Origin of the sequence: Pectobacterium fontis (assembly GCF_000803215.1) — a bacterium.
In the GTDB taxonomy this organism is placed as follows: Bacteria; Pseudomonadota; Gammaproteobacteria; order Enterobacterales; family Enterobacteriaceae; genus Pectobacterium; species Pectobacterium fontis.
In genome coordinates this window covers 17,608-42,754 of record NZ_JSXC01000048.1, presented here as the reverse complement: position 1 = coordinate 42,754, position 25,147 = coordinate 17,608, and the positions used below count along the sequence as shown (strand labels likewise).

The 25,147-nt window shown below is 47.1% G+C and carries 28 protein-coding genes and 1 tRNA gene; 13 read left to right on the top strand and 16 right to left on the bottom strand.

The genetic code is table 11. From position 1 onward, the window contains the following. Positions 1-376 precede the first annotated feature (376 nt). Both OI69_RS17055 and OI69_RS17050 read left to right on the top strand, forming a co-directional pair. Positions 377-931: a cytochrome b gene (locus OI69_RS17055; RefSeq protein ID WP_039353182.1), complete on the top strand. Its 555-nt coding sequence runs from the start codon at positions 377-379 to the stop codon at positions 929-931. A gap of 29 nt (positions 932-960) precedes the next feature. Further along, positions 961-1,536 carry a YceI family protein gene (locus OI69_RS17050; RefSeq protein ID WP_154715575.1) on the top strand — a complete coding sequence of 192 codons (576 nt, stop codon included), beginning with the start codon at positions 961-963 and terminating at the stop codon, positions 1,534-1,536. Positions 1,537-1,611: 75 nt separating this feature from the next. Here OI69_RS17050 and trhO read toward each other — a convergent pair whose 3' ends face one another. Then, positions 1,612-2,679 (bottom strand): oxygen-dependent tRNA uridine(34) hydroxylase TrhO, encoded by a 1,068-nt coding sequence (gene trhO / locus OI69_RS17045; protein WP_039353176.1) that lies wholly within the window; start codon positions 2,677-2,679, stop codon positions 1,612-1,614. Between the two features lie 335 nt (positions 2,680-3,014). On the opposite strand from trhO, the gene OI69_RS17040 reads away from it, so the two are divergent. Then, a complete protein-coding gene (locus OI69_RS17040) occupies positions 3,015-3,935 on the top strand; it encodes a Kdo(2)-lipid IV(A) acyltransferase (RefSeq protein ID WP_039353173.1) in 921 nt (306 codons plus the stop codon). Positions 3,936-4,055: 120 nt separating this feature from the next. Here OI69_RS17040 and mdoH read toward each other — a convergent pair whose 3' ends face one another. Both mdoH and OI69_RS17030 read right to left on the bottom strand, forming a co-directional pair. Further along, positions 4,056-6,620, bottom strand: coding sequence for a glucans biosynthesis glucosyltransferase MdoH (mdoH, locus tag OI69_RS17035; protein ID WP_039353170.1), 2,565 nt, complete (start codon positions 6,618-6,620; stop codon positions 4,056-4,058). After that, positions 6,613-8,115: a glucan biosynthesis protein G gene (locus tag OI69_RS17030; RefSeq protein WP_154715574.1), complete on the bottom strand. Its 1,503-nt coding sequence runs from the start codon at positions 8,113-8,115 to the stop codon at positions 6,613-6,615. The genes mdoH and OI69_RS17030 overlap by 8 nt, the downstream gene beginning before the upstream one ends. A gap of 443 nt (positions 8,116-8,558) precedes the next feature. Here OI69_RS17030 and OI69_RS19485 point away from each other — a divergent pair, with 443 nt between their 5' ends. Together OI69_RS19485 and OI69_RS17025 are read left to right on the top strand one after the other, a co-directional pair. Next, a complete protein-coding gene (locus OI69_RS19485) occupies positions 8,559-9,014 on the top strand; it encodes a DUF2946 domain-containing protein (protein WP_072034320.1) in 456 nt (151 codons plus the stop codon). A 101-nt stretch (positions 9,015-9,115) separates the two neighbouring features. Beyond that, positions 9,116-10,630, top strand: a complete 1,515-nt coding sequence (locus OI69_RS17025; protein ID WP_039353185.1) for a PepSY-associated TM helix domain-containing protein — start codon at positions 9,116-9,118, stop codon at positions 10,628-10,630. Positions 10,631-10,726: 96 nt separating this feature from the next. Here the strand turns inward: OI69_RS17025 and OI69_RS17020 are convergent, their stop codons facing one another. From OI69_RS17020 to OI69_RS19480, 3 genes are all read right to left on the bottom strand, one after another. After that, positions 10,727-12,391 (bottom strand): methyl-accepting chemotaxis protein, encoded by a 1,665-nt coding sequence (locus OI69_RS17020; protein ID WP_039353165.1) that lies wholly within the window; start codon positions 12,389-12,391, stop codon positions 10,727-10,729. A 774-nt stretch (positions 12,392-13,165) separates the two neighbouring features. After that, positions 13,166-13,435, bottom strand: coding sequence for a hypothetical protein (locus OI69_RS17015; RefSeq protein ID WP_039353163.1), 270 nt, complete (start codon positions 13,433-13,435; stop codon positions 13,166-13,168). Between the two features lie 152 nt (positions 13,436-13,587). Next, positions 13,588-13,887, bottom strand: coding sequence for a hypothetical protein (locus tag OI69_RS19480; RefSeq protein ID WP_072034319.1), 300 nt, complete (start codon positions 13,885-13,887; stop codon positions 13,588-13,590). Positions 13,888-14,042: 155 nt separating this feature from the next. Between OI69_RS19480 and OI69_RS19475 the strand changes: the two genes are divergently transcribed. Beyond that, positions 14,043-14,228: a GhoT/OrtT family toxin gene (locus OI69_RS19475; protein WP_072034318.1), complete on the top strand. Its 186-nt coding sequence runs from the start codon at positions 14,043-14,045 to the stop codon at positions 14,226-14,228. 114 nt (positions 14,229-14,342) lie between these two features. Here OI69_RS19475 and OI69_RS17005 read toward each other — a convergent pair whose 3' ends face one another. The 4 genes from OI69_RS17005 to OI69_RS16990 form a co-directional block, all read right to left on the bottom strand. Further along, the gene (locus OI69_RS17005; RefSeq protein ID WP_039353159.1) at positions 14,343-14,771 is read right to left on the bottom strand and encodes a universal stress protein; all 429 of its coding nucleotides are present in this window, start codon (positions 14,769-14,771) and stop codon (positions 14,343-14,345) included. A 156-nt stretch (positions 14,772-14,927) separates the two neighbouring features. Then, positions 14,928-15,383 carry a GNAT family N-acetyltransferase gene (locus tag OI69_RS17000; protein ID WP_039353157.1) on the bottom strand — a complete coding sequence of 152 codons (456 nt, stop codon included), beginning with the start codon at positions 15,381-15,383 and terminating at the stop codon, positions 14,928-14,930. A 4-nt stretch (positions 15,384-15,387) separates the two neighbouring features. Beyond that, entirely contained in the window at positions 15,388-15,912 is a 525-nt protein-coding gene (locus tag OI69_RS16995; RefSeq protein ID WP_039353155.1) for an isochorismatase family protein, read from the bottom strand. Between the two features lie 88 nt (positions 15,913-16,000). Then, positions 16,001-16,423, bottom strand: a complete 423-nt coding sequence (locus OI69_RS16990; protein ID WP_039353152.1) for an NUDIX hydrolase — start codon at positions 16,421-16,423, stop codon at positions 16,001-16,003. A gap of 482 nt (positions 16,424-16,905) precedes the next feature. Here OI69_RS16990 and OI69_RS16985 point away from each other — a divergent pair, with 482 nt between their 5' ends. After that, positions 16,906-17,160, top strand: coding sequence for a biofilm/acid-resistance regulator YmgB/AriR (locus OI69_RS16985; RefSeq protein ID WP_039353150.1), 255 nt, complete (start codon positions 16,906-16,908; stop codon positions 17,158-17,160). 57 nt (positions 17,161-17,217) lie between these two features. Here the strand turns inward: OI69_RS16985 and OI69_RS19470 are convergent, their stop codons facing one another. The 3 genes from OI69_RS19470 to OI69_RS16975 all read right to left on the bottom strand — a co-directional run bounded on the left by OI69_RS19470 (position 17,218) and on the right by OI69_RS16975 (position 18,338). Further along, on the bottom strand, positions 17,218-17,340 hold the full coding sequence (locus tag OI69_RS19470) for an IS1 family transposase (protein WP_080752658.1): 123 nt from the start codon (positions 17,338-17,340) through the stop codon (positions 17,218-17,220). Positions 17,341-17,410: 70 nt separating this feature from the next. Beyond that, positions 17,411-17,965: a hypothetical protein gene (locus tag OI69_RS16980; RefSeq protein ID WP_039353149.1), complete on the bottom strand. Its 555-nt coding sequence runs from the start codon at positions 17,963-17,965 to the stop codon at positions 17,411-17,413. Between the two features lie 285 nt (positions 17,966-18,250). Continuing rightward, positions 18,251-18,338 (bottom strand) — tRNA-Ser (locus OI69_RS16975). Positions 18,339-18,625: 287 nt separating this feature from the next. Between OI69_RS16975 and yccA the strand changes: the two genes are divergently transcribed. Next, entirely contained in the window at positions 18,626-19,285 is a 660-nt protein-coding gene (gene yccA / locus OI69_RS16970) for an FtsH protease modulator YccA (RefSeq protein WP_039353146.1), read from the top strand. Positions 19,286-19,394: 109 nt separating this feature from the next. Next, a complete protein-coding gene (gene tusE, locus OI69_RS16965; protein WP_039353144.1) occupies positions 19,395-19,724 on the top strand; it encodes a sulfurtransferase TusE in 330 nt (109 codons plus the stop codon). A 9-nt stretch (positions 19,725-19,733) separates the two neighbouring features. Here tusE and yccX read toward each other — a convergent pair whose 3' ends face one another. Beyond that, complete coding sequence (yccX, locus tag OI69_RS16960) at positions 19,734-20,012, bottom strand: acylphosphatase (protein ID WP_039353140.1); 279 nt, start codon at positions 20,010-20,012, stop codon at positions 19,734-19,736. A 233-nt stretch (positions 20,013-20,245) separates the two neighbouring features. Between yccX and hspQ the strand changes: the two genes are divergently transcribed. Beyond that, complete coding sequence (hspQ, locus tag OI69_RS16955) at positions 20,246-20,554, top strand: heat shock protein HspQ (protein ID WP_039353136.1); 309 nt, start codon at positions 20,246-20,248, stop codon at positions 20,552-20,554. Positions 20,555-20,645: 91 nt separating this feature from the next. On the opposite strand, the gene OI69_RS16950 is transcribed toward hspQ, so the two are convergent. Beyond that, positions 20,646-21,059 (bottom strand): CoA-binding protein, encoded by a 414-nt coding sequence (locus OI69_RS16950; RefSeq protein ID WP_039353133.1) that lies wholly within the window; start codon positions 21,057-21,059, stop codon positions 20,646-20,648. Between the two features lie 195 nt (positions 21,060-21,254). Here OI69_RS16950 and OI69_RS16945 point away from each other — a divergent pair, with 195 nt between their 5' ends. Together OI69_RS16945 and OI69_RS16940 are read left to right on the top strand one after the other, a co-directional pair. Further along, positions 21,255-21,779 carry a DUF2057 family protein gene (locus tag OI69_RS16945; RefSeq protein ID WP_039353130.1) on the top strand — a complete coding sequence of 175 codons (525 nt, stop codon included), beginning with the start codon at positions 21,255-21,257 and terminating at the stop codon, positions 21,777-21,779. 137 nt (positions 21,780-21,916) lie between these two features. Next, positions 21,917-22,375, top strand: coding sequence for a methylglyoxal synthase (locus OI69_RS16940; RefSeq protein ID WP_039353125.1), 459 nt, complete (start codon positions 21,917-21,919; stop codon positions 22,373-22,375). A gap of 75 nt (positions 22,376-22,450) precedes the next feature. Here OI69_RS16940 and helD read toward each other — a convergent pair whose 3' ends face one another. After that, on the bottom strand, positions 22,451-24,508 hold the full coding sequence (gene helD, locus OI69_RS16935; protein ID WP_039353123.1) for a DNA helicase IV: 2,058 nt from the start codon (positions 24,506-24,508) through the stop codon (positions 22,451-22,453). A gap of 187 nt (positions 24,509-24,695) precedes the next feature. On the opposite strand from helD, the gene OI69_RS16930 reads away from it, so the two are divergent. Then, positions 24,696-25,142 (top strand): YccF domain-containing protein, encoded by a 447-nt coding sequence (locus tag OI69_RS16930; protein WP_039353120.1) that lies wholly within the window; start codon positions 24,696-24,698, stop codon positions 25,140-25,142. Positions 25,143-25,147: the final 5 nt, after the last annotated feature.

Sequence of the window (25,147 nt, the reverse complement as noted above, 5' to 3'; positions counted from 1 at the left end):
CCGCCTTATTGGCGGTGTTGTCATTTTAGGTCGATTCTCATTTCTTTTTATCCCCGCCAATTTAAGTCATGTTCATCTGCTATTATCGCCATAATCATCTGCTACATAATTATTCAACTAATAGCATATTTTTCGTCCCCTTAATTTATTGCGCGATCGTATTTATTCATCTTTCGTTTGCCAACAGCCATCAGAAATATCTATTTCTATTAAACAACTCCCATAACCAAATTGAATAAATTATGAATTTAAATTCAAAAAAACTGCTCATGTTTATGATAATGTTACAATTTGAAAGTTTGTATTGCTTTTATGTTTCTTCCTGTTAAATTTCGCCGGATTAACACGTTACCGATCTGATAAGGAGCCTATCACTATGCTTTGGCGTAATACTTCTTCTCGTTATGGCCATATCAGCATTCTTTTGCACTGGATTGCAGCGTTAACCGTTTATGGCATGTTCGCTTTAGGGTTGTGGATGGTCACATTAGGGTACTACAACGTCTGGTATCACCGAGCCCCAGAAATTCACAAAGCTATTGGCGTGCTGTTCTTTGCCATCCTGATCTTTCGCGTGATGTGGCGTTTTATCTCCCCGCCGCCTCCGCCGTTGAAAAGTTACTCCACATTGACCCGCGTCAGCGCGACGCTGGTTCATATTGCGCTTTATGTCATTCTTTTCGCCATTCTCATTAGTGGATATCTGATTTCCACTGCCGAAGGGCATGCAATTTCAGTTTTTGGCTGGTTTTCTATTCCGGCCATTGTCAGCGGCTTGACGGATCAGGCCGATATAGCAGGCGACGTGCATCTTTATCTTGCGTGGGCGGTGGTTGCCCTATCAGCGCTGCACGGTTTAGCCGCATTAAAACACCACTTTATCGATGGTGATAACACGTTGAAACGGATGTTAGGCCGCAACGTTCCTTAACTTTCTGGATTTATGGAGAAAAATCAATGCTGAAGAAAACACTACTGAGCCTGACCGCAGTATCCATGCTTGCCTCTGCCGGTTCTGCACTGGCGGCAGAATACAAGTTCGATAAAGAAGGCCAGCACGCGTTTATTGAATTCCGCATTAAACACCTTGGTTACAGTTGGCTTTACGGCAGCTTTAACGATTTTGATGGCGCTTTTACCTTTGATGAGAAAAATCCATCAGTGGACAAAGTGAACGTGACTATTAACACCAACAGCGTTGACACTAACCACGCTGAACGTGACAAGCACCTTCGCAGTACAGAATTCTTGAACGTGACTAAGCATCCGCAGGCAACGTTTACCTCAACGGAAGTGAAGAAAGACGGTGAGGATTACGATATTACGGGCAATTTAACCTTAAATGGCGTGACCAAACCCGTTAAGCTTGATGCCAAACTCATCGGCCAGGGTGATGACCCATGGGGTAACTATCGTGCTGGTTTTCAAGCCGAAGGCACGATCAAGCTCAAAGACTTCAACATCACGACCGATTTAGGCCCAGCCTCGCAGGAGGTAGAACTCATTCTTTCCGTTGAAGGCGTTCGTCAGAAATAAGGCGCTGCCTCATAGCAAAAGTGTGTAGCCCTTTCCTTTGGAAAGGGCTTTTTATATTACGCGATTAGCGGCTAATTATTCGGCCTTGTCTTTGACTACAGGTGCCGGAATATGCAACGTTGACTGCAATAATCCTTTGGATTTATTGAAGATCTTCATCCCATTCTCACGCCCGCTGCGTATCGCTCGTTGTTCTTCCAACGGCAGTCTCATTTCATCCTGACACGGTGTGCTACAGCAGCCTTCATATTTTGCGGCACAGGCAGGACATTGGATAAACAGCAGATGACACCCTTCATTACGGCAGTTAGTGTGGCTATCACACGATGCTCCGCACTGATGACAATGCGCAATCACGTCATCAGAGATACGCTCCCCCATGCGTTCATCAAACACGAAATTCTTGCCAATAAACTTCAGTGGTAGCCCTTGAGCCTTAGCCTGACGCGTATACTCGATGATACCGCCTTCAACGTGGTACACATTCTTAAAACCATGATGCAACATGTAGGCGCTGGCCTTCTCACAGCGAATGCCGCCCGTGCAGTACATGACAATATTTTTATCACGCGCATCATCCAGCATCTCAACCGCCATCGGTAACTGCTCACGAAACGTGTCCGACGGCACTTCCAGTGCATTCTCAAAGTGCCCGACTTCATATTCGTAGTGATTACGCATATCGACGAATACGGTATCAGGATCGTCAGCCATCGCATTAACCTGGGAGGCTTTCAGATATTGCCCGACGTTTGCCGGATTAAATGTGGGATCGTCAATTCCATCGGCGACAATCCGTTCGCGTACTTTCATACGCAATACCCAGAACGATTTCCCGTCATCTTCCAGAGCGATATTTAAGCGTATCTGATCGAGTGCCGGATGAGCACTGAACAGCGTCGCTTTAAAAGCATCAAATTGGTTATTGGGTACGCTGATTTGGGCATTAATCCCTTCAGTAGCAATATAAATGCGACCAAAGACCTTACAGTGTTCAAGCTGAACATACAGGCGATCGCGAAATGCTTTCGGATCGTCAATCGTAAAATATTTATAGAAGGAAACTGTGGTACGCGGCTCGGTTTCCGCAAGCATACGCGCCTTCAGTTCCTCATTAGAAACCCGGTTATGTAACACTGGCATGGTGTACGTTCCTGTCTTCATTGAGATTAGCGTGTGACGTTCATTGCCGGGCCATGGCCGGGCACACTGAATCGCCCGGCATCATACCTGATAGCACCGAAGCTGTCAGGAGCATGTCTTTCCCATGCCGCCACACTACATGCCATCAAAGGTCAAAACTCATTCTCTAAGAATGGTACGATTAAATCCGTTTTCGCATAAAAATCAGTCAATAAGACGGCAATAATTTGTTTTATTGGTAAAGCGCCGCAATAATCTATCCTGTAGTTAACCATTAACTCGATTTTTTTAACGGTTCGCGTGCTGACGAGCACCAAAATATTGATACTGAGGCCATGACACAAATCCCTTCTTTTAATCGTTCGTTTCTACATCCGCGCTACTGGCTCACCTGGTTGGGCATCAGTATCCTCTACCTTATTGTTTTGCTGCCCTATCCCGTTATTTATCGTATTGGCACTGCGCTAGGCTATCTGGCTATGTTTCTGTTGCCACAGCGCGTTAAGATCGCTTCCCGCAACCTTAAACTGTGTTTCCCCGAAATGTCACAGGCTGAGCGTGATGTATTCGTCAGAAAAAATTTCGAATCTGTCGGTATGGGCGTGGTTGAAACGGGCATGGCCTGGTTTTGGCCAAATTGGCGTCTTGAACGCTGGTTTACAGTAACGGGCCTTGAGCACATACGCCCTGAGAACGAACGGAAGCAAGGCGTATTGCTTATCGGGCTGCATTTTTTAACATTGGAGCTAGGTGCGCGAGTTTTTGGTATGCACAATCCAGGCATCGGCGTGTATCGACCGAATGATAACAAGCTCATTGACTGGCTACAGACATGGGGAAGACTGCGCTCCAATAAATCGATGCTGGACAGGAAAGATCTTAAAGGCATGATCCGCGCGCTCAAACAGGGCGATATTATATGGTATGCGCCGGATCATGATTATGGTTCGCGTAGCAGCGTATTCGCCCCACTCTTTGCCGTAGACACAGCGGCGACAACCCGCGGTAGCTATATGTTGATAAAAACAGCCCATCCGGCAATCATTCCGTTTGTGCCACGTCGCTTGCCCGCAGGAAAAGGTTATGAGTTGCTGATTCAACCAGAAGAACAGGATGCACCTGTAGATAATGAAATCGTGACCGCTGCCTGGATGAACAAAGTCGTTGAAAAGAATATTCTGCTCGCACCAGATCAATACATGTGGCTACATCGCCGTTTCAAAACCCGCCCGGAAGGCGAACCATCCCTTTATTAGCTAAGTGTTCTAGTCCTAGTGTTTCGTATTGCTTATTTCAGGAACAAAGGCACTGTGTTGCAGGCAAAAAAAAAGCAACGGCCAGATACTTGCCGTTGCTTTTTTTACGCCAATGCGCAGTTATTTTTTGATCTGTGGTGCAGGAAGTTTTTGATAAGACTCAACCCAAGCCGCATAGGCTTCCGGTTTTTGCCACACATGGTAATGCAAGCGCGATAGCGTAACGGGATCGCTAAGCAGTGCCAGACGCTGATTATTGCTCACCTCTTCCGGCTTGCGATTCAAGGCATCGCGCACATTCTTCTCACGCACGTCTTCAATCGCTCGGCTAAAACGGTGACGCGCCGTCGCCATTGCACTGGCAAGCGCGTTAACTGACGGATCGAAGACCGCCTGCATAAACCCGTTATCAAGCCTGCGCTGATGGTTCAGTCGGCAATATTCATCCGTGGCAACCAGTTCACGCGGTGGATTGAACTCTTCCGGTATCATCAGCAGCTTCGCTCGCTTACAGCCCAGCCCCAACGAGGCACGGCTTGAATAAACCGAAACAAACGGCGACAAAATCAGCGAAAAGACAATCGGAGCCAGCCACCATAAAAAGCGCAGGTCAAGCCATGCCATGCCAATCGCCCAGACCAGCCCCAGAATCAACTGGGAACCATGGCGCACAAATGCTTCACTCCACGGGGTTGCGTCGTCGTCACGCTGTGGTGAATTCCACTGTACCGACCAGCCGAGAAACGCACTGACAACAAACACCGTATGGAACAGCATACGTACCGGAGCCAATAGAACTGAGAACAACATTTCCAGCAACAGAGAAAGGAATACGCGGAAAACACCGCCATACTCTTTTGCACCTTTCGCCCACACCAGAATCACGCTCAACAGTTTTGGCAAGAACAGCAGAACCAATGTCGTCGAGAACAGCGCGATAGCCAGTTCTGGCCGCCATTGTGGCCAGACGGGGAATAGCTGTCGGGGCTGCAAGAAGTATTGAGGCTCCATCAACGTATGCACAACCTGCAACGCGGTAGAAAGCACCAGAAACATAAACCACAAAGGTGCAGACAGATAAGACATCACGCCAGTAAGGAAAACGGCACGGTGAACCGGGTGCATACCTTTAACCAGGAATAACCGGAAGTTCATCAGGTTACCGTGGCACCAGCGACGGTCACGCTTCAGTTCATCCAGCAGGTTAGGCGGTAGCTCTTCATAACTTCCCGGCAGATCGTAGGCGATCCATACGCCCCATCCTGCACGACGCATCAACGCCGCTTCAACGAAGTCGTGAGAAAGAATTGCCCCGGCGAACGAACCTGCACCCGGCAGCGGTGCCAGAGCACAGTGCTCAATGAAAGGTTTAACGCGGATAATCGCGTTGTGTCCCCAGTAATGCGATTCGCCCAGTTGCCAGAAGTGCAGGCCAGCGGTGAACAACGGACCGTAAACACGCGTCGCAAACTGTTGGCAACGTGCATACAGCGTATCCATACCCGACGCTTTCGGTGAAGACTGGATAATCCCGGCGTTCGGGTTTGCTTCCATCAGTCTGACCAGAGACGTCAGACATTCACCGCTCATCACGCTATCGGCATCCAGAATCACCATGTAACTGTACTGGTTACCCCAGCGGCGGCAGAAATCATCGATATTACCGCTCTTACGTTTGACGCGGCGACGGCGACGGCGATAGAAAATACGCCCAGCACCACCGACATCACGACACAGTTCCATCCAGGCTTTTTGCTCTGCCACGCAAATATCGGGATCGTTACTGTCGCTCAGGACGTAAATATCAAAATGCTCAAGATTGCCCGTCGCTTCAACCGATTCATACGTCGCACGTAATCCCGCAAAAACACGTTCTACGTCTTCATTACAAATCGGCATGATTAGCGCCGTGCGGTGCTCAGGGTTCAGCGCCTCATTACCTACCGTCGTGGAAGAGATACTGTATTTATCCCGACCGATAAGCAGTTGCAGGAACCCCATCAGCGCGGTCCAGAACCCAGCCGACACCCAGCAGAACAGCACCGCAAACAGCACCAATATGCCGCTCTGCAACACATAAGGCAGCAACTGCATCAGCGAACGCGTCCAAGGCTGACCCGCCATTTCAAACGGATCGATGAGCGCCCATCCCTGATAAGGCAGGATGGTTTTCATGTACCAGGTCGCGATAGCCGTTTGGAACAGCGTTAACACCAGCAGAATATAGCGGCGGATTGTCCCCACCAGGCGCCAGCGGTTCTCGGAAATTTTCTCTTCCGGGCTGTAATGCGGGCGAGGCGGTACAGTGCGTCCCAGCAAACTTTCCCACCAGCGTACCAATGGGTTCGTCCTCCAGACATCAGGGAACATGGAAGCACGGGTAATGACTGGCATCGCTTTTAATGCCGTCCGTCCTTCTCTGTCTGTGCCGAGTTGCTTACCGTTATCCAGACCATCTGCCCAAGCCATTTCAAGACGCGCCTGTACAGAATGCAGCGCAGCGTCATCCTCAGACTGAATATTAGCCGAGTTGCCTTCAGATGGATTACCTTCAGACAAAGCCTGATGCAAAACGGCCTGATCGTTCCAGGCCGCTTGCGGTATTTTTTCGCGAAGCCCCTCTGCCTGCTCAGCAGGCAGAGGGAGTTTCTCAATATAATCGAGAGGAGAAGTTGACTTATTCATTAGCAGGCAGTTGATTGCTCCAGGTTTCAGTCAATGTCGTCTCGCCATTAACCAACGCAGCTCTCATTTCAATCGGCTGTTTTGCATCTTTCACGCGTAAACGCAGCGTCAGACGCCAGCCATGAGTCACTGGGTTATAGCGAACATTATTTTCTACAATCTCGCCGTTATCGCCAATGCTGACCTGAGAAGCCACTGGCGTGCTCTCATCCAGCTCTTTTAAGTTCGGCCCAACAAAATCGACAATGTAAGCAATCGTGCCATCGGGCTGGCGGATCAGGTTAGATTGTTTGACATCACCGGCAGAACGGCGAGTCTGTTGAACATAGGCAATATTCGGGGAGTGCAGTTGATCTTCGTCGCGCGTAAAGTGCAGACGATATTTAATATCCAGTGGTTTACCCGTTTCAGGCAACACATCCGGCGTCCAGAAGGCAACGATGTTGTCGTTGGTTTCATCCGCGGTAGGGATTTCAACCAGTTCAACTTTTCCTTTACCCCATTCGCCTTTCGGTTCAACCCAACCGCTTGGGCGCAGATCGTAACGATCGTCAAGATCTTCATAGGCAGTGAAATCACGACCGCGTTGCAGCAGGCCAAATCCTTTCGGATTTTCTACCGCATAGGTGCTCACGGACAGGTGCTTCGGATTATTCAACGGACGCCAAATCCATTCGCCATTGCCCGCATGAATTGACAAACCGTTAGAGTCATTCAGCGCTGGGCGATAATTCAGCGTTGGCGACGGCTGATTTGGCCCAAACAGATACATACTGGTCAGCGGAGCAATACCCAGCTTGCCCACTTTATCACGCAGGAAGACTTTAGCCTGAACGTCAACGACGCCGTCACGTCCTGGATAAACGCTAAAACGGTAAGCCCCTGCGGCACGCGGCGAATCCAACAGCGCATAAATGACCAGGTGTTTATCATTCGGCTTTGGACGTTCAATCCAGAATTCACGGAAACGCGGGAATTCTTCTCCAGAAGGCAACGCGGTATCAATAGCCAGACCACGCGCTGACAAGCCATAAATCTGGCCTTTGCCTACCACACGGAAATAGCTCGCTCCCAGCATGCTGACGATTTCATCATTTTTATCGGCTTTATTGATCGGATACAGGACTTTAAAACCAGCAAAACCGAGATTTTTGACAGCTTCAGGATCGTGATTCACGGAACCAAAATCAAAATACTCAGGGGAGTATTTAATCTCATCAACCGCTGTCGCCGTGACCTCATTAATTTTTACCGGGGTATCGAAATACATCCCCTGATGGTAGAACTGTATCTTGAATGGTGTCTGTACATTATTCCAGTATGACTTATCGTTATTGAAACGAATTTGCTGATAGTCAGCAAATTTCATATCACGGAATTGCGCAGGAAGATTACTTTTCGGCGCTTCAAAACCCTTCTGTGCCAGCTTTTCAGCCTGCTGTGCCACATCATCAATAGAAAATGCCCAAGCAGGCACTGCGCTTACAGACAGCATAATGGCGGCAGACAACCAGCGAAGGCTGGTAACCCGCTGTTTAAACCCAAATTTATTATCCAGCACAGCTCCCCCTATTGGTGTGCTTCAATCAACTAAAATCCATATTAATGGATAAGTTAGCTTTCCTACAACTTGATAAAGATATAGTTCATCATAATAGGTCAGCGTTTAAACAACGAGAACGCTAAAGCATGACAAACCGGGTTATAAAAAGAGAAAACAGCCACGGACTATAGCGAATATCCCCCTTCGCGGGCGTAGGATTATTCCGTTTACGCCTGCATCATTGCCTATTGACCGACCAATAGAGAGCATAACGAATAGTGACATCGATTCACATGCCATTTGAAGTATGTCGATATAAACATTTGTGTAACAATGCAAGGACAAGTTAAAGTACCGTTCCTGACTGAACCCGGTATTGTTGAGTTAAGACCGCTATGCTTTTGTCCACGTTACGACGGCGAAGCTTCCCTGCCTGGATCGGCATTTTCGCTATTTTGACCATCTTCATTGCTCCTGTGATTTCTCAAACACGGGTGCTCCATGAGCATGGTGCAACGTCGTCGCATACTACAGCGTCGCATAGTACAGCACATCCAAGCAGTCACCACAGCGATCTCACTGAACAACCGCATCATCATACCGGGCACATGATGTCCGGGCATCACGCGACGCAATCGCACCATTCTCCCACCTCACCATCCATGATGATGGATCATGCAGCGTGTGGCTACTGTGTCCTTTTTTCTTATACGCCCGCGCTGTTTGCAACAGGTTCCCCTCCCCCGATACTGACGGCGTCTTTATCTGAAGCGCTGGTTATTCATTTTGTTTCTCGCATTCTCCTTCCAGAACGTTATACCTCTCCCGTCGTTCGCGCCCCACCTTTCTGAATCAGACATTATCAACCTATATGCATTTATAACGCATCGTGCTATGCCTTTTCAGGTGCGGCGCTTGCTCATTTTTTTGCTCAATGATTTCAGAGGGTTTTATGTCATCCCCTAATCAGGCATCAACCGTCGCCAATACACGCCCAGCCGGGGAAACCGCATCGGGTAAACACACAATGGATAACATATCGCCACGCGCTGCAATCGTTGCTTTGTTCATCCGGCTCCATTTCTATATCGGGATTTTTGTCGGCCCTTTTATTTTCATTGCCGCCCTCACAGGAACGCTATATGTCCTGACGCCACAGATTGAAAATCGGCTTTACTCACACCAGCTTTTCACTGAAAGCCAAGGCACACCACATTCGCTGGCTGAGCAAATTCACGCGGCACAAGCGGGGCTTGCTTATCATCAGGATGCAAAATTACTGGCAATACGCCCTGCACCTACCGCAGGAGAAACCACCCGCGTCATGTTTGCGTTGCCGCAATTGGGGCCATCGGAAAGCCGTGCTGTTTTCATCGATCCGGTTTCTCTGGAAAATCGCGGCAGTGAGATTGTGTACGGTACCAGTGGCATTCTGCCATTTCGTACCTGGCTTGATTATCTACACCGTGAACTGCTGTTGGGCGATGTGGGCCGTAATTACAGCGAACTGGCGGCATCCTGGCTGTGGGTCGCCGCGCTTGGTGGTGTAGTCATCTGGTGGTCAACGCGCCATTCATCTTCAGCAACCAAACGGCGGAAATTGAAAAATAGCCAAACGAAGACGGCAAGGACACAGAGATTGCGTCACTGGCACGCCACAATGGGGCTGAGCCTTGTGCTTGGTTTGCTCTTTTTCTCTGCAACAGGATTAACCTGGTCACAATGGGCGGGAGGCAATATCTCTATCGCACGCACAGCGCTGGGGTGGCAAACGCCATCGATAAAAACTCAGTTGGCTGCACCAATGTCTCACCATGACGTCATGCACGGTCATACTATGGCGATGATGACGGACGAACATGCTGAACACCATGCGTCAATGCCGATGGAGAATGTCGGAGACTATTCCCCCATATTATTCGATGAGGTGTTGGCTACCGCACGCCATGCCGGGATTGATGCCAGTAAAATCGAAATTCGTCCTGCGACCCAACCCCATCGCGCCTGGACCGTCAGCGAGATAGATCGCACCTGGCCAACGCAGGTGGATGCCGTATCAGTTAACCCTGACACATTAGAGATCGTGGACAAAACCGATTTCAGCACCTTCCCACTCGCCGCCAAGCTCACTCGTTGGGGAGTCGATGCACACATGGGTGTATTATTTGGTTTGCCAAACCAGCTCGCCCTTGCAGTATTTGGCCTCGGACTCTGCACAATGATAGTGTGGGGCTATCGGATGTGGTGGATACGCCGCCCTAAATCTCGCCACGACGCCCATCCGGTCAACACGCTGACGGCAACATTACTCGTGGTTCCCATTTTTCACCGCGTGCTCATCGCGCTCATTGCGTTGCTGCTGGCGGTGAGTTTACCCGTTATGGGGATCAGCTTGTTTATTTTCCTGCTCATCGACATTGTTCGGTGGTATGTGAACCATCCCAGGCAGACTCGCGTCGCAAACTGACGCCTTCACGCTACTATTTCCCATCCTGCAAATAAAAAACCGCCATTATTCAACATAATGGCGGTCAATCCGCGAGCTATGCTTAGCGAGAAAGCGTTAGAACGTCGTCCAATCCGCCAGTTCACCCTTAGCAGACATTTTTTCTGTACTGGTACGTTTAGGGGCAGCCAGCGCCGGCGCTTCTGCTTTTCTACTTAACGCAGCGCTTTTATACGATGCACCAAGATTGAATACGCTGACCGTACGCGCGAGGCTATTGGCCTGATCCTGCAAAGAGAGTGCAGCAGCAGCGGATTCTTCAACCAGCGCTGCATTTTGCTGGGTTGTGGTATCAATCTGTCCAACGGCGAGATTAATTTGGTTGATACCATCGCTTTGTTCACGACTGGCCTGCGCAATTTCGCTGATAATTCCCGTTACGCCCTGCACATTCATCACCAGTGAGTTCATTGTGACGCCCGTTTCTTCTACCAGCCCCATCCCATCCTGTACTTTCTTGAACGAATCATCGATAAGCTCTTTGATTTCTTTTGCCGCCGTAGCGCTTCGCTGAGCCAACGCGCGAACCTCGCTGGCGACAACAGCAAACCCTCTACCCTGCTCGCCCGCACGCGCCGCTTCAACAGCCGCATTCAGCGCCAGAATATTGGTTTGGAATGCAATACCATCAATGACACCGATGATTTCCGCCATACGCTGTGATGAATCGCGGATACCACGCATTTCCTGCGTGACCGTTTCCATCATGACACCGCTTTTTTTCACCGTGTCAGACGTGCTGGCCGCAAGCTCTGTTGCCTGCGTCGTATTATCTGCGGTATTTCTTATCGTCGACGTCAATTGTTCCATGGATGACGCCGTTTCTTCCAGCGAACTTGCCTGTTCTTCCGTTCTGGCAGACAAATCCTGATTCCCCGCGGCAATTTGCGATGCGGCGCTAGAGATCGTTTCTGCCCCATCGCGCACCTGGCTGACAATCTGCCTTAGGCTATGGTTCATATTATTTAAGGCCGATAGCAGTTGACCGGTTTCATCTTTACGGTCGGTATAAATTTCAGAGGTGAGATCGCCTTTGGCAACATTTTCAGCGACACACAGTGCTTCTTGTAGCGGCTGAGTTACGCCGCGGGTAATCAATGAGGCAATAATCAACCCCGCCAGCGCACTGATTATAATAATCGAGGCAAGAACCATCAGCGCATTTTTATAACTTTCTCCCACCTCTTGCGCGGAGGATGACATCTTATCATCCTGTATATCGATGAATGCGTTTACTTTGCTGGTGTACTTCGCTTGAGTAACACGCGTTACGTTGAAATATTCTTCGGCAGCAGCTTCCGTGTTCCCTGCCGAGATCAGCGAAGAAAGTTTATTTGCGGAATCAAGGAAATCGCGTCGGATGTCACCAATATCACGCAGCACCGCAACAGATTTGTCGTCATTGACAGACTGGTTCAAATACTCCATGAGTTCAGATATCTTTCCTGAACGCTCTTTGTTCAACGCCAACTGTTTATTGATTTCAGTTTCTGATTTGAGTAATAGCAATAGCTGCTGATTATTGAGGTAACCGTTCAACGCATCAATAAGCTGATTACTTTTGACGGTCAGTGGATAATTTTTCGAAACGATATCATCCATTTTTTCGTGAAAATCGCTTAATTTTGAAATTGCAACGCTGCCAATTATCAAAAGCATGAATACCAGAAAAGAAAATCCTGCACCTAACCGATATCCTATACGCCAATTGGACAAATTCATTAACATCCCCTTAATTAATTTTTCCGATATTTATAAAGTATATAACCGATAAATTAATACTTAATAAATACAGATAATCCCAATACTTCTTCATAACAAAAGATAAACATTTTTGGACAAATCATTTATATGCCCTGCTGAGAAATATAAATAAGATGTAAGGGAAACATGCGTATAAAACCGCATCCATCATAGCCCGGTAGCGTTCATCTAACCGGATGCAGCGCCCTATCAGGCGTTTACACATACAGGCAGTGGAAAAAAACCTCATTCCTTCCCCATCTTTCATCACACTTTCCCGCACCACCGCCTGATTTTTTACACTCGCATGCCCCATAAAAATCGAGAAAATAACACCACTAAAACCATGGTTAATGGCAACAACAAAGAGCGGAGGCAAACCAGGCTCATTTTGCTTACGCAGAAAGCAGTATCGGCCTTTTATAGATAACCTTTATATTTTCTAACTTATGACACCAATATCTATTTAATCGATCATTTTTTTAAAACCTACCCAATTAAAAGATAGATTTTAAAAAAATACATTCCTAATGCAACAATACACCATGGAAATAAATAATAATCATTTTTATATCATTAAATAAATATTCTCTGGATTTACATTTTGCTAGATGTGGGAATAACAAGATAGATGAGATAAAAGAATGGGTGTTGAAAAATACTCACCCAACCACTTGTTCATCAAGACGGTTGGGTGAGTTAACCCTTTATTAATTCTTCGAACCAATCAAAGAACCGAGCCACATACCAGCATTACTTTTTCTTGGAAGTCGCTTTGGATTTACCTTTCAGTAATTCACGGAGTTTCTTGAGTTCTTTCTGCGTCAAGGGCGCTTCTGTTCCAACTTCTTCCGTCTCCTGACTGTCTACCAATTCAGGCTCCTGATGGCTTTCATCAAAGCTTTTTAGCAACCGTGCACTGACTTCAGCACTGATAGATACTTCATTTTTCAGGGCTGCGGCTTTGATTTTCTCTTTCAGTTCGGGGGAAATTTTTAGGGACAGGCTAGATATCTCACTCATTTTATTACCTTTCTCATAGGGTAAAATAGTAAGCTATGACAGCCAGCCCACAATGTCCATACTGAAATAAAAATTTAATATTTATGTCACAGAAACCGTTTAATTAACCCCTTAGCCAAGAGATTATTATTTCGCTATTTTTATGCTGAATGTTATGTATTTCCATTTTTCATTCTCCAGTCATCAATCATTTTTTTGGTTACATCTTTTTTGTAACAAAGCGGCGAATAGCCACCTACCCGACTCCATGCGCTACGCTTACCACACTTGCTGCCATTACGCGCTGAATTATAAGGACAAGGACAATTACCGGAATAAGTAGAAATTGATTCCTGAATGAGCCGTTCTTTGATCTGCTCATCAGAAATTCGGGTATTTTTCGCCATACTACATGTAGAAGCAGAAAGCAGGGCGATAGCACATACCATCGCAACAGCCTGTGTTGTTTTCATACCTACGTTCTCATTTTAACCCGAGGACAGTTACTGTAGTACAACATACACACCGCAGAGTGATGCCTCACGACTCCCCATTATGGGTTAAAAAATTGATCATAAAATATTAACAACATAAAATGCAGGCGCTTCGAGGATAAAAGGAAACAAACGTGCCACATCACGCCCTCTGGGAACTCATCAAACTTACCTACATGATCGGTTTTGTCGTTTCCCTGATCGTGACTTTCTTGTTGAGTAAAGACAAATCTCTACTCATTCGATTCTTTGCTTCACTCATAGTGGGCCTAACCTGGCCGCTGAGCTTTCCTGTTGTCCTGCTGTTCTCCATTTTTTGAAGCAGCGCTTCTCTCTGGACAACATGCTGGATAACGCAATCGAAGTTGATTATCTGCTGCCGGATCGGCATAGGCTTCGCCCCAAAACCGCCAGCAGCAGCGTCATGTAAAACACTACCGGACAACTAATACTGACATTTTCGCATGGCGAACAATGGCGGCGGCATTTGAGCCGAGCAGATAGGTTTTCACATCTGGCCGGCGTGAACCGATCACGATCAAATCTGCATTAATCTCCTCCGCCAGCGCCAGCACTTCATCTCTCGCCGAGCCGAAGCTGACACTGAATGACAAACGCGATGAAGGAAGATCGATCGTTTTCATCAGTGATTTCAGCTTGTCATTCGCTTTCACCACGGCCTCATTCTCAAACTCTTTTATGCCAAAAGAATAAGCAGATAAAAATGCTGACGCATCTGGAAGCGCGTGAAAGAGGTGAATTGCGGCACCTGACATTTTAGCCAACCTGACGGCATGCGTAAGCGCGTGTGTGGTGAGTTCATCTTCTTCTATATCTACTGGTACTAGGATGCTCGTGTACATAATCACCTCTCCCCGTCGTGGATAACTGATTATCTGTCAGTCTGTAAGAAGCGTAGTCTGCTCGTCGTCAGCAGAATATGATCCCGTTCACTTTTACGCATGTTGCCCGCTATTTTTAACCTGCCAAGTGCCCGTTAGCTCACCGCCAACTTTTCTTTAAAGCGGTCGTGAATAGATACGTGAAGATTCCCCCCAAGGGTGATAGCCCATTCCGGTAAAGTGGAAACCATAGCGTTCATAAAAGCCGAGCAGCTCTGTGCATAAATGCAGCGTAGAAAAACCAGCACAACGGGTTTCCTGAGCAAGGTGTTCAATCAATTGCCCCGCATACCCATTGCTACGATGATTCTCTTCAACATAAAGCGCGCATAGCCAGGGATAAAGATCCATACGGCTGATGAAATCATTGGTAATTAACCCGGCACCACCAATAATATGCTCATCCTTTTCCAGCAAATACCAATCAGGCAATGGGTTTTCTGCACCAACACAGTGGTTGATACAGTCTTCGTAAAGCATCAACGTCTCGTCAGATGCCCAGTGGCGTTGGAAATAATGAATCGCCCTTTCTTTGTATTCAGGGCTCTTTCTGACAGAAATCATATTCAACATGGAACTAGCGGCTCATCTTCCATGAAGCAACGATGTGCTCCGTGGTTTCTACCGTAATCGTGTTGCCCGGAATAATAAAATTCCGCCACACGTCGTTGTAATGCGTGATTAGCTGTTCGGCCTTCAGTTCGCCGCGATTGGCCGTCGTATGTGCATCAGCGGCGATCGTCAACGCGTAGCCACGGCTAGCCGCGTTTTTAATGGTTGCATCCACGCAATAATCCGTCGCACATCCGCAAATCGTAAGGTGATTAACGCCCAACTCAGCCAACACATCGGCTAACGGTGTGCGGTAAAATGCATCGCACGCCGTCTTGGTGATAGACAAACAGCCCTCTGGCTGATGCAACTCCGGCAATAACTGCCATCTTTCGCTGCCAGACAACATGCCGTCCTCTTCGTGCTGAATAAAAATCGTCCGATCTGCCGCGTCTGAAAGCTGGTTTATCAATGCGACCGTCTGCGTCTTTCGCACTCTTGGCGTTGCAAACACCGCATTTTGCATATCAATCACTATCAAAACCTGCATCTTTTTTCCTTATTTCGACGCTTAATATCGGCACACATTATCATCACGGAGGCAACGGCCTACCATCATCCCAACCCGTCAGTTCCGGCTAGATCATGTCCACTATACCATGAGGATAGAAATTGATTTCCCCAGAGCGCAGCAAATCAATATCAAACCAGCGGGTAACGATCGGAAGGCCGTTTGTCTCTATACCATGAATAATCTCTTGCTGATAAAGCGACGCATCCTGAAAACGTGCTTCATAAACAAAGACAATCTCATGCCCTGGCTTACCATTGTAGGAAAAGATATTTTCTGAAACGCCCAACAGCGAGAAATCCTTAGTCGCAGCGCTAATTTCTTCCTGAACTTCTCTTTCCGCCGCTGCCTGCGACAATTCGCCGAAATCAATCCCACCACCGAGTGGCAACACATAATGCTCATCTTTTATGGGGTCATACCCTTCTGCTAATAGAATTTTGCCATTATGGCGGAAAAGACAAACTGCTTTTGCTCTGATCTTTTGCATGCTAACGCTCCTGGTAAACTACCGCACTATTCTCAATAGCAGATTTTGATAAACAAAAATTTTTGCTAAATCGTCATGAATTGCAAAAAATGTCATCTTCTTGTTCAGATTAAAAACCTTATAGCGGTTAATCAAAATGCATTAATAATCTTTATGTTCAGTTAGGTTTTCCCTCTTATCTATTTTCCTGCCATCATGGCTAACTTATTGAAGTCGTTCTATCTCGTCGTATTATTCCAGACATATTATTGGTAGAAAATATCGAATTCATATTTATTTGCCTGACTATTGATCGTCGTCATCCTTTCCGGTTATCACGCCCCCCCGAGTAACAAGATGTTTATTTTTCTTATCGACTGGTTTTATGCGTATGATGCGCTAAAGTTAACTAATCATTTCTTCATATCTGGCGCATAGTGTATCAACACTGTCTGGCGGTATGTGCCTAAATCATGTCCACAGCAAGAAAGGGAGGAAAAACAATGCATCCAGAAGTGTCTCCAAACGAGCTTACAACATCTGGTGGTCTCGGCCTTGATTCTCGGCTCAGTGATACAGAAATACTGGGTAACATTGTGGAAGAACTCATTCAATCTGGCCATTCCGTCAGCAATAAGGCCATTATCGCCAAATTAATTCACAAAATTGAAATAGAAGCCAATGCTGATTGGCAGGAAAAATATCGCACACTGTTAGATTTGGTGGTTTATAAAACTCAGGATGATTTCCTAATTTAATCTGTTGTTTGTATAGTATGCGTACCAGCACTGCCACACAGTATTGCCGACAAAACGCTATAGCTGGAACATACGATGGCAATCACGACAGCTAAATCTGCCATATCCTTTAGGATCCTGACGATGACGATAGCACTGAGTGGACTGATGACGGAGGCACTGAACATTTATGTTCACCATCAAGCCTCTCAAAGCAAGTATTACATACCGATTCAACTACTATAGAAAAATAACCAAAACAACTTTCCAATCAGTCTTTTTCATAAATAGTTAATCCCCAATAGCTTTTACCTAATGTTTTTGTTTTTCTGAACCCTTTCCTTTCAAGCCGGGAGCCAATCATACGGTTCATAATCCCGTGCCCCATTAGAGAAACCGAGGGCGCTTTCTGGGCAAAACTTACCAGCCTTGTTGCAGCTAATTTAGAACGAAGTGTAGCCGAATAATATGATTCGACATTTTTAGAAAACCCTAAGAACCATAAAATACGAAATAAAAAAACATATACCATTGGTGATAATCTCAACCAAGAATGGTTAAATGCAGGTAACTGAGCCTCAGAGAATATCGGGTCAGTTATGTCAGGTTTAATACCCATCATTTTCAATGACGTTAATGTTCTTGGTAAAGAACTCGCAATAACAAAACTCTTACCAATAGATATATTGGTAGAAAGGTATGAAGGCGGATTTTCACTTACTTCACTTTTATCATAATTATCTATCCACAATACCATTTCATCTGAGGATAGTTTTTTCGTTATATTAACATTAGGTTTTCCGTGTCGAATTAATATGATCTTCATAACATTCCCTTTTCTTGCGAATAGAAGATTATAACATATTAAATGAGAAAGAAGACACATGGAGTGGGCGTTTCAATCCAAGTCAACCTGCACAAACTTCCTTTTTTTGATACGAGTGATGATGGAACAATAGATAAGATGAATTGTTGATAATACGAGAGGAAAAATAGGCGGCTCATAAACAAAAAAACCTCCTTTTAAGGAGGCTTTTTTGCTGTACTTTATCTCGTTCAAAACCAAAAACTATACTTACGTCATTGATTTTATTGGATTTTATTGATTTGTTGGCGGAGGAGTAGAGATTCGAACTCTAGAACACTTTCGCGTCGCCGGTTTTCAAGACCGGTGCCTTCAACCACTCGGCCACTCCTCCGCAATGACGCGCACTATAAACAGTGCTCGAGGCCTTGTAAAGCATCACCGCGCTCAACTGCGTGAAAAACAATCTAACACAACGCAATTGAACGAAAAAACGGCATGCAATATATAAACAGCGTCATTTATCTCCACAATCACCCAAGCTCCACGACGATACACGAACGATGGAACGCCGTATGAGTCATTTGCAGCGTAAAGAAGGGTAAACCGTCTTTAATAACACTCTGCAACTATTTATTCTTTGACATTAGATAATAGCACCCTAAAGAGAGAGTCGCTGATATGGATCGTATTGTTGTTTCCTCTACCCGTGAAAATTCGCTACTCAGCACTCACAAAGTGCTGCGTAATACCTATTTTCTGCTGTCACTAACACTGGGCTTTTCTGCCATTACCGCAACGATCAGTACTGTATTTAATCTACCTGCACCTGGCTTAATTCTGATGCTGGTTGGTTTTTATGGTCTGATGTTTTTAACGCATAAACTGGCGAGCAGCCCGGCGGGTATTCTGGCCGCGTTCGCACTGACTGGGTTTATGGGTTACACACTGGGCCCGATACTAAGTTCGCTGATCTCTTCCGGCGCAGGCGACATTGTTATGTTAGCTCTGGGCGGCACAGCTCTGGTGTTCTTCTGCTGCTCCGCTTATGTCTTAACGACACGTAAGGATATGTCTTTCCTGTCCGGTATGATGATGGCAGGGTTCGTTGTTCTGGTCGTTGCCGTCATCGCCAATCTATTCCTACAAATTCCGGCGTTGCATCTGGCGATCAGCGCGCTGTTTATTCTGTTCTCTGCGGGTGCCATCCTGTGGGAAACCAGCAATATCATTCACGGTGGCGAAACCAACTACATCCGCGCAACGGTTAGCTTGTATGTTGCGATATACAATATCTTCGTTAGCCTGTTGAATATTCTGGGCATCATGCGTAACGACTAAATTTCGTTTACCGCTACACCTCAAAAGCCCCATTTGGGGCTTTTTTCATTCAGGCACAGCATGAAAAATTTGTTAAACTACGCGCGAGCATATCGCAGGCGGAGAGAAGATGTTGGAGTTTGAAGAACGCACGATCGCAACAGATGCACAGGGTTACCTGATGGACAGTACGGCATGGAGTGAAGCGTTGGCTCTCGTATTAGCGGAGCAGGAAGGCATCGAGTTGACAGAACCGCATTGGGAAGTCGTCCGGTTTGTGCGGAATTTCTATCAGGAGTTCAACACCTCACCCGCGATACGTATGTTAGTTAAAGCCATGGCGCAAAAGTATGGTGAAGAGAAAGGAAATAGCCGCTATCTGTATAAACTGTTTCCGAAAGGGCCAGCAAAACAGGCAACCAAAATCGCTGGCTTACCCAAACCCGTGAAGTGTATCTAACTTCTCATCTCAATAACGGATCGTAAAACCGTTATAGTCTGTCTTACTCTGTGGCTCAATAAGCACCTTATCCACTCTGGCGCTTCGTGGGCCTCCCTGTTTCAGCCACTCAATCAATGCTTCTACCGCGTGAGATTCACCATTCGCCACCACTTCCACGCAGCCATCATCACAATTTCGTACATACCCATTCAGCCCTAGCTGCACAGCCTGACGCTGCGTGCTGTAGCGAAACCCTACCCCTTGAACCACACCATAGACATAAGCCGCAGTCGTGATGTTTGCCATCTTCCCCCCCCCTTTTTCCCAAACAGCCAAACAACATTTGATTCGCTGAACTGTATCTTCTAAAAATTTATCCCATACTATAACTAATGTGTTCAACCTGTAATTCACTGGCTAACACATGGCGTTATTGCTTGAAAAACCTCAGCACATGAAAAGATGTTATCAGGTACGGTTGTCCTCCCTCCGCAAAATCTGCGGCGAGTAGAAAGTGTAATCAATTTCCAGGGGGTGGTATGATCAGCAGTAAATTTGGCATCGGACAACCGATTCGTCATAAGCTCCTGGGGTTCCCGGGGGTTATTATTGATATCGATCCCGAATACTCATTAGAAACCCCCACTTGGGAAGAAATTAGCGGCGATGACACGCCGCGTTCCGAACCGTGGTATCACGTAGTGATGGAAGATGACAAAGGCCAATCAATACACACTTATCTGGCGGAGGCACAATTGATGCAGGAAGAGCTTTCTGCGTACGAGCACCCTTCACTAAACGAATTGGCCGAGGTTATTCAGCGCCGCACGCCACAGTTGCGCCACTAGCTTTCACCACCTTGTCGATATGAGTCGCTACAGTCAGGATTTGGCGATGTTGTGATACACAACATCGCCTATAACCAACTGACATAAATAGTTATTTTTCCAATCCCAGTCGTGGTATTTCAATTTTCGGACAACGATCCATGACAACTTGTAGCCCTGCATCGTGAGCCAAAATTGCCGCCTGCTCATTAATGACGCCAATCTGCAACCATAGAACCGTAGCGCCGATGGCGATTGCCTCTTTGGCAACCTCATAAGCGGCTTCCGGCTGGCGAAAAACATCGACCATATCTACCGGTTTAGGAATATCCGCTAAGCTGGCATAGGCTTTTTGTCCTAAAAGGGTCTGTCCGGCCAGCTTGGGGCTGATAGGAATAACGTCGTAGCCTTGTTCAAGTAAATAGGCCATTACACCATAGCTCGGACGGGACGGCCTATCGCTGGCACCGACCAGTGCAATGGTTTTTACCGTTTTCAGTACAGATTCGATATCACTGTCATTCATGCTCTTCAACCTCTCTTGCGTGATTTATTAACGTGTATCGCACATGCTACAACTAGCGGGAAATGGCTTAAGGAAGCCGCTGTCTACTGCCACACGGGGCAAAAAATGCCATAACATCCTGTTTCAAATTGAAACCTTTGACACATTCAGACAATTCCTCAACAATACCCGGATTACGCACCATCTGGGAAAATTATGAAATTCGGCTTCATCACTGTCTGCCTTTTTACTGCGGGTTTAAGCACCTCAGCGATTGCGGCAACAACGTTGAAATTAGATCAGAAGATCGATCTCCTTATGGTTGACGGGCAGAGGGTGTCAGGCTCGTTGCTAAAAGGTGCCGACAGCCTCGAACTTGGCAGTGGACAACACCAGATTCTGTTCAAAGTTGTCGATATCGTCGATGCCCAAACCGGTGCGCCAGTGACCTATTTTCCTTCTACGTTTATTGCAGCGTTTAACACGGAAAAAATGATATCGGTGTCATTTAAACTACCGCCGCTGCAAACACTTGAAGATCGTAAGAACTTCACGGCACAACCTCACTATCAGTTGCTTGATGAAAAAAATCAGGCAATTCCGGTACGTACCGATGCGCTTATCATCGCGGATAATGAGTTACTTGATATAGAGCGAAAAATGTCGGAGTACAATGCAGCGGCGCAAGGAGCTTCTGTCGCGAGCTTTGCCAGTGCGCTGAATGAATCCGTAACCTGGTGATTTTACGCGCAGTCACATCAGATTTTTGATACCCGTTCGCCTTTTCCTGCTTTTATCGCTTTGCACTGAAACAGCGTTTCCGTAATCTGTCTGTACCCTAGCGTCAGCTTGACTACACCAGATTGAAGGACGTAACCATGGAGTTCACCACCCGTACCATCGCCGTGCAAAAACATATTGCGCTGGTAGCACACGACCATTGTAAACAATCTCTGTTAGATTGGGTTGGTACGAATAAAGAACAGCTCAAAGAGCACACGCTTTACGCCACCGGAACCACCGGAAACCTGATTCAGTTGAATACGGGTCTACCAGTAAAAAGTATGCTGAGTGGACCGATGGGCGGTGATCAGCAGGTTGGCGCGCTCATCTCCGAAGGAAAAATCGATTTGATGATCTTCTTTTGGGATCCACTTAACGCCGTGCCACACGATCCCGATGTAAAGGCGCTGCTGAGGCTCGCTACCGTTTGGAACATCCCGGTCGCCACCAATCGGGCAACAGCGGATTTCCTGGTCAACTCTGCGCTATTTAAAGAATCGATTCAAATCACTATCCCTGATTATCAGCGCTACCTGCAAGACCGTCTGAAATAATAGCAATACATCAGCATGAACCAGCGGCGTGTAGCATATCCGCCGCTGCTCCCCACTGTTTTCTTCCGCGGTTTGTTATCCTGGCTTACGCTGCGTCGGCACGCCTAAACGATGAAGATGTTCAACAAACACCGACGGGTTCGCCGCATCCTTGAGTAACCAAACGCGATGTTTAGCCCTCGTCAATGCCACATATAATAAGCGACGTTCTTCGGCATCGGGGAAATTCTCAGGTTCAGGTAACAGCACTGCCTCAATCACGGACTCTCTTGCCGGCGCAGGGAAGCCGTCTTTCCCCTCATGCATCCCTACAATGATGACATATTCGGCCTGCTGTCCTTTACTGGCATGCACCGTCATGAAATCAATGTGCAAATTTGGCCATTTGGTTGTCGCCTTCGCCAAAATAGCAGGACGTAAATGATGATAGCGGGCCAGCACGAGAATGCGTTCATCCACTTTCACATAGCCGCTCAATTTATCCAGAAGCGGCTCAAGCTGATCCTGAGGTAGGATAGTCACCGCTTTTTTATCCCCTTTACTCAAACTATTAAGCGGTTTCTTTAACTGATACGGGTTTTGCTGTATGAACGTGTTGGCAATTTCACCAATGCGTTCATTAAAGCGATACGTCGTATCCAACGCGCACTGTTCGCCTACGCCGAAATGCTGTTCAAATGCTGTCGTCAATGCCAGTTCGGCACCGCTAAAACGATAAATGGCCTGCCAATCATCCCCTACGGCAAAAAGGCAAGTACGGCTATTTTGTCGGCGCAATGCCGCCAGCAGGCTTGCTCGCTGTGGTGAGATATCCTGAAATTCATCCACTAAAATATGTTTCCAGGGACTGACAAAGCGTCCTTTGTCCAGCAAATTCACCGCCTGATGGATGAGACCAGAAAAGTCGATCGCATTTTCATCCTTAAGCGCTTTTTTCCAGGCTTTCAATAACGGCGCCATCAAGCGAATACGTTGCTGAAACGCTGTTCGAATTGATTCTGGTGCACATTCAACCATTTCACTCTGGCTACCGCCGTGCATACGCATCAATCCTAGCCAGCGCCCAAGTCGCCCGGCCAACCGATTTGATAGCGTCGGATCGTTCCAGAAATCACCTTCAGGCACATCCCAGCCCAGCTCTTCCGTTAACCAACGTCGCCATCCATTGGCCTGCGTTTTTTTCTCGGCACATTGTTGCTGCCAGTGAGAAATCAACAATTCACGGCGCTGTTTTGCATCACTTTCTAGCTGGCTTATCATCGGAGCCTTGCGGCTGGCCTGCTGAATAATGTGCAATGCCAGCGCATGGAACGTTTTGGCCTGAATCTCATCCGTATGGAGCCGCTCATGGATACGCGCATTCATCTCTTCTGCCGCTTTACGGCCAAAGGCTAACAGCAGAATCTGTTCAGGTGCCGCCTCTTGCCGATGCATTAACCACGCCGCTCGCGCCACCAGCACGGAGGTTTTTCCGCTACCTGCTCCCGCCAACACCAGAACGCCCTCTTCTCCATTAATCACCGCTTTACTCTGCGACATGTTTAATGGCGAACTTTCCACCGTTTCGAAGAAAGCCTGTTCCGCCACCAGCGTACGTTCCATCCATGCCTGATTCACCGCCATACGCATTGCATCGCCCTGCTCAAGCCAGCGCAGACAATGCTGATAGTGATCACGGCAGTTATCAAAGGTTTCAAGGCGAGAAACAGGCAGAGGCAATGCCGCCAGTGAATCGCGAATCGCACGCTGCAACGTTGACAACGCCTGACGACTAAGCCATTTATCCTGCTGCGTCAGTGTTTGGATATGGTTCGTTTGACGCTGCAAAACCTCAGCACTGATCAAACTCATCTCCTCACTCCAGTCAAGCCAGGATTTAAGGAGGTAGCGGTAAAAAGCCTGCGTTTCCTGCCACTCGGTGCCGTGCAGACGCACCACTTTTCCGGCTGGCAACTCAAATTCCAATTCGCCCCACACCAGCCCTCGTTTACAGTGAATATTCAGCAGTTGATTAAAGGGAATCAGGTATTCATGCTTATCGCCACTCACTTCAACACCGGCATTCAATAATCGCACCCGATTGTAAGGATGCTGAGCCAGATGTTTACCTAACGAGGTAGATTTCAGTTCCATGATGTTCGCGCCATGACCAGGTGAGAGGATGTTCGTCTATTGCATGTCGTTTCTCTGTTCCCTAGTTTACCTGTTATCGGACTTCAGGCTCTAGCCTTAAAAACAGGTTAGAATATCCTGCTGCTTAATGTGATAATTCTTTTACCACCAGTGAGTTTGGTTACCTTAATTACGTGCAGGAGAGATTATGCGTACTGTGTTGAACATCCTTAATTTCATACTGGGTGGTTTTTTCACCACGTTAGCCTGGTTTCTGGCAACACTCGTCAGCGTGCTGCTGATTTTTACCTTACCGCTAACACGTTCATGCTGGGAAATCACCAAGCTGTCGCTTGTGCCTTATGGCAATGAGGCCATCCATGTTGATGAACTTCGCGCGGATGAAAAGAACGCGATACTCAGTGCAGGCGGTTCTCTGCTGAATATCTTCTGGTTCATTTTCTTTGGCTGGTGGCTGTGCCTGTCGCACATTATTACGGGTATCGCTCAGTGCATTACGATCATTGGCATTCCCGTTGGTATCGCCAACTTTAAAATTGCCGCTATCGCGCTATGGCCAGTAGGCCGTCGCGTGGTTTCCATCGAACTGGCGCAGGCCGCGCGGGAAAATAATGCGCGCCGCCACTATCGCTAACAGCG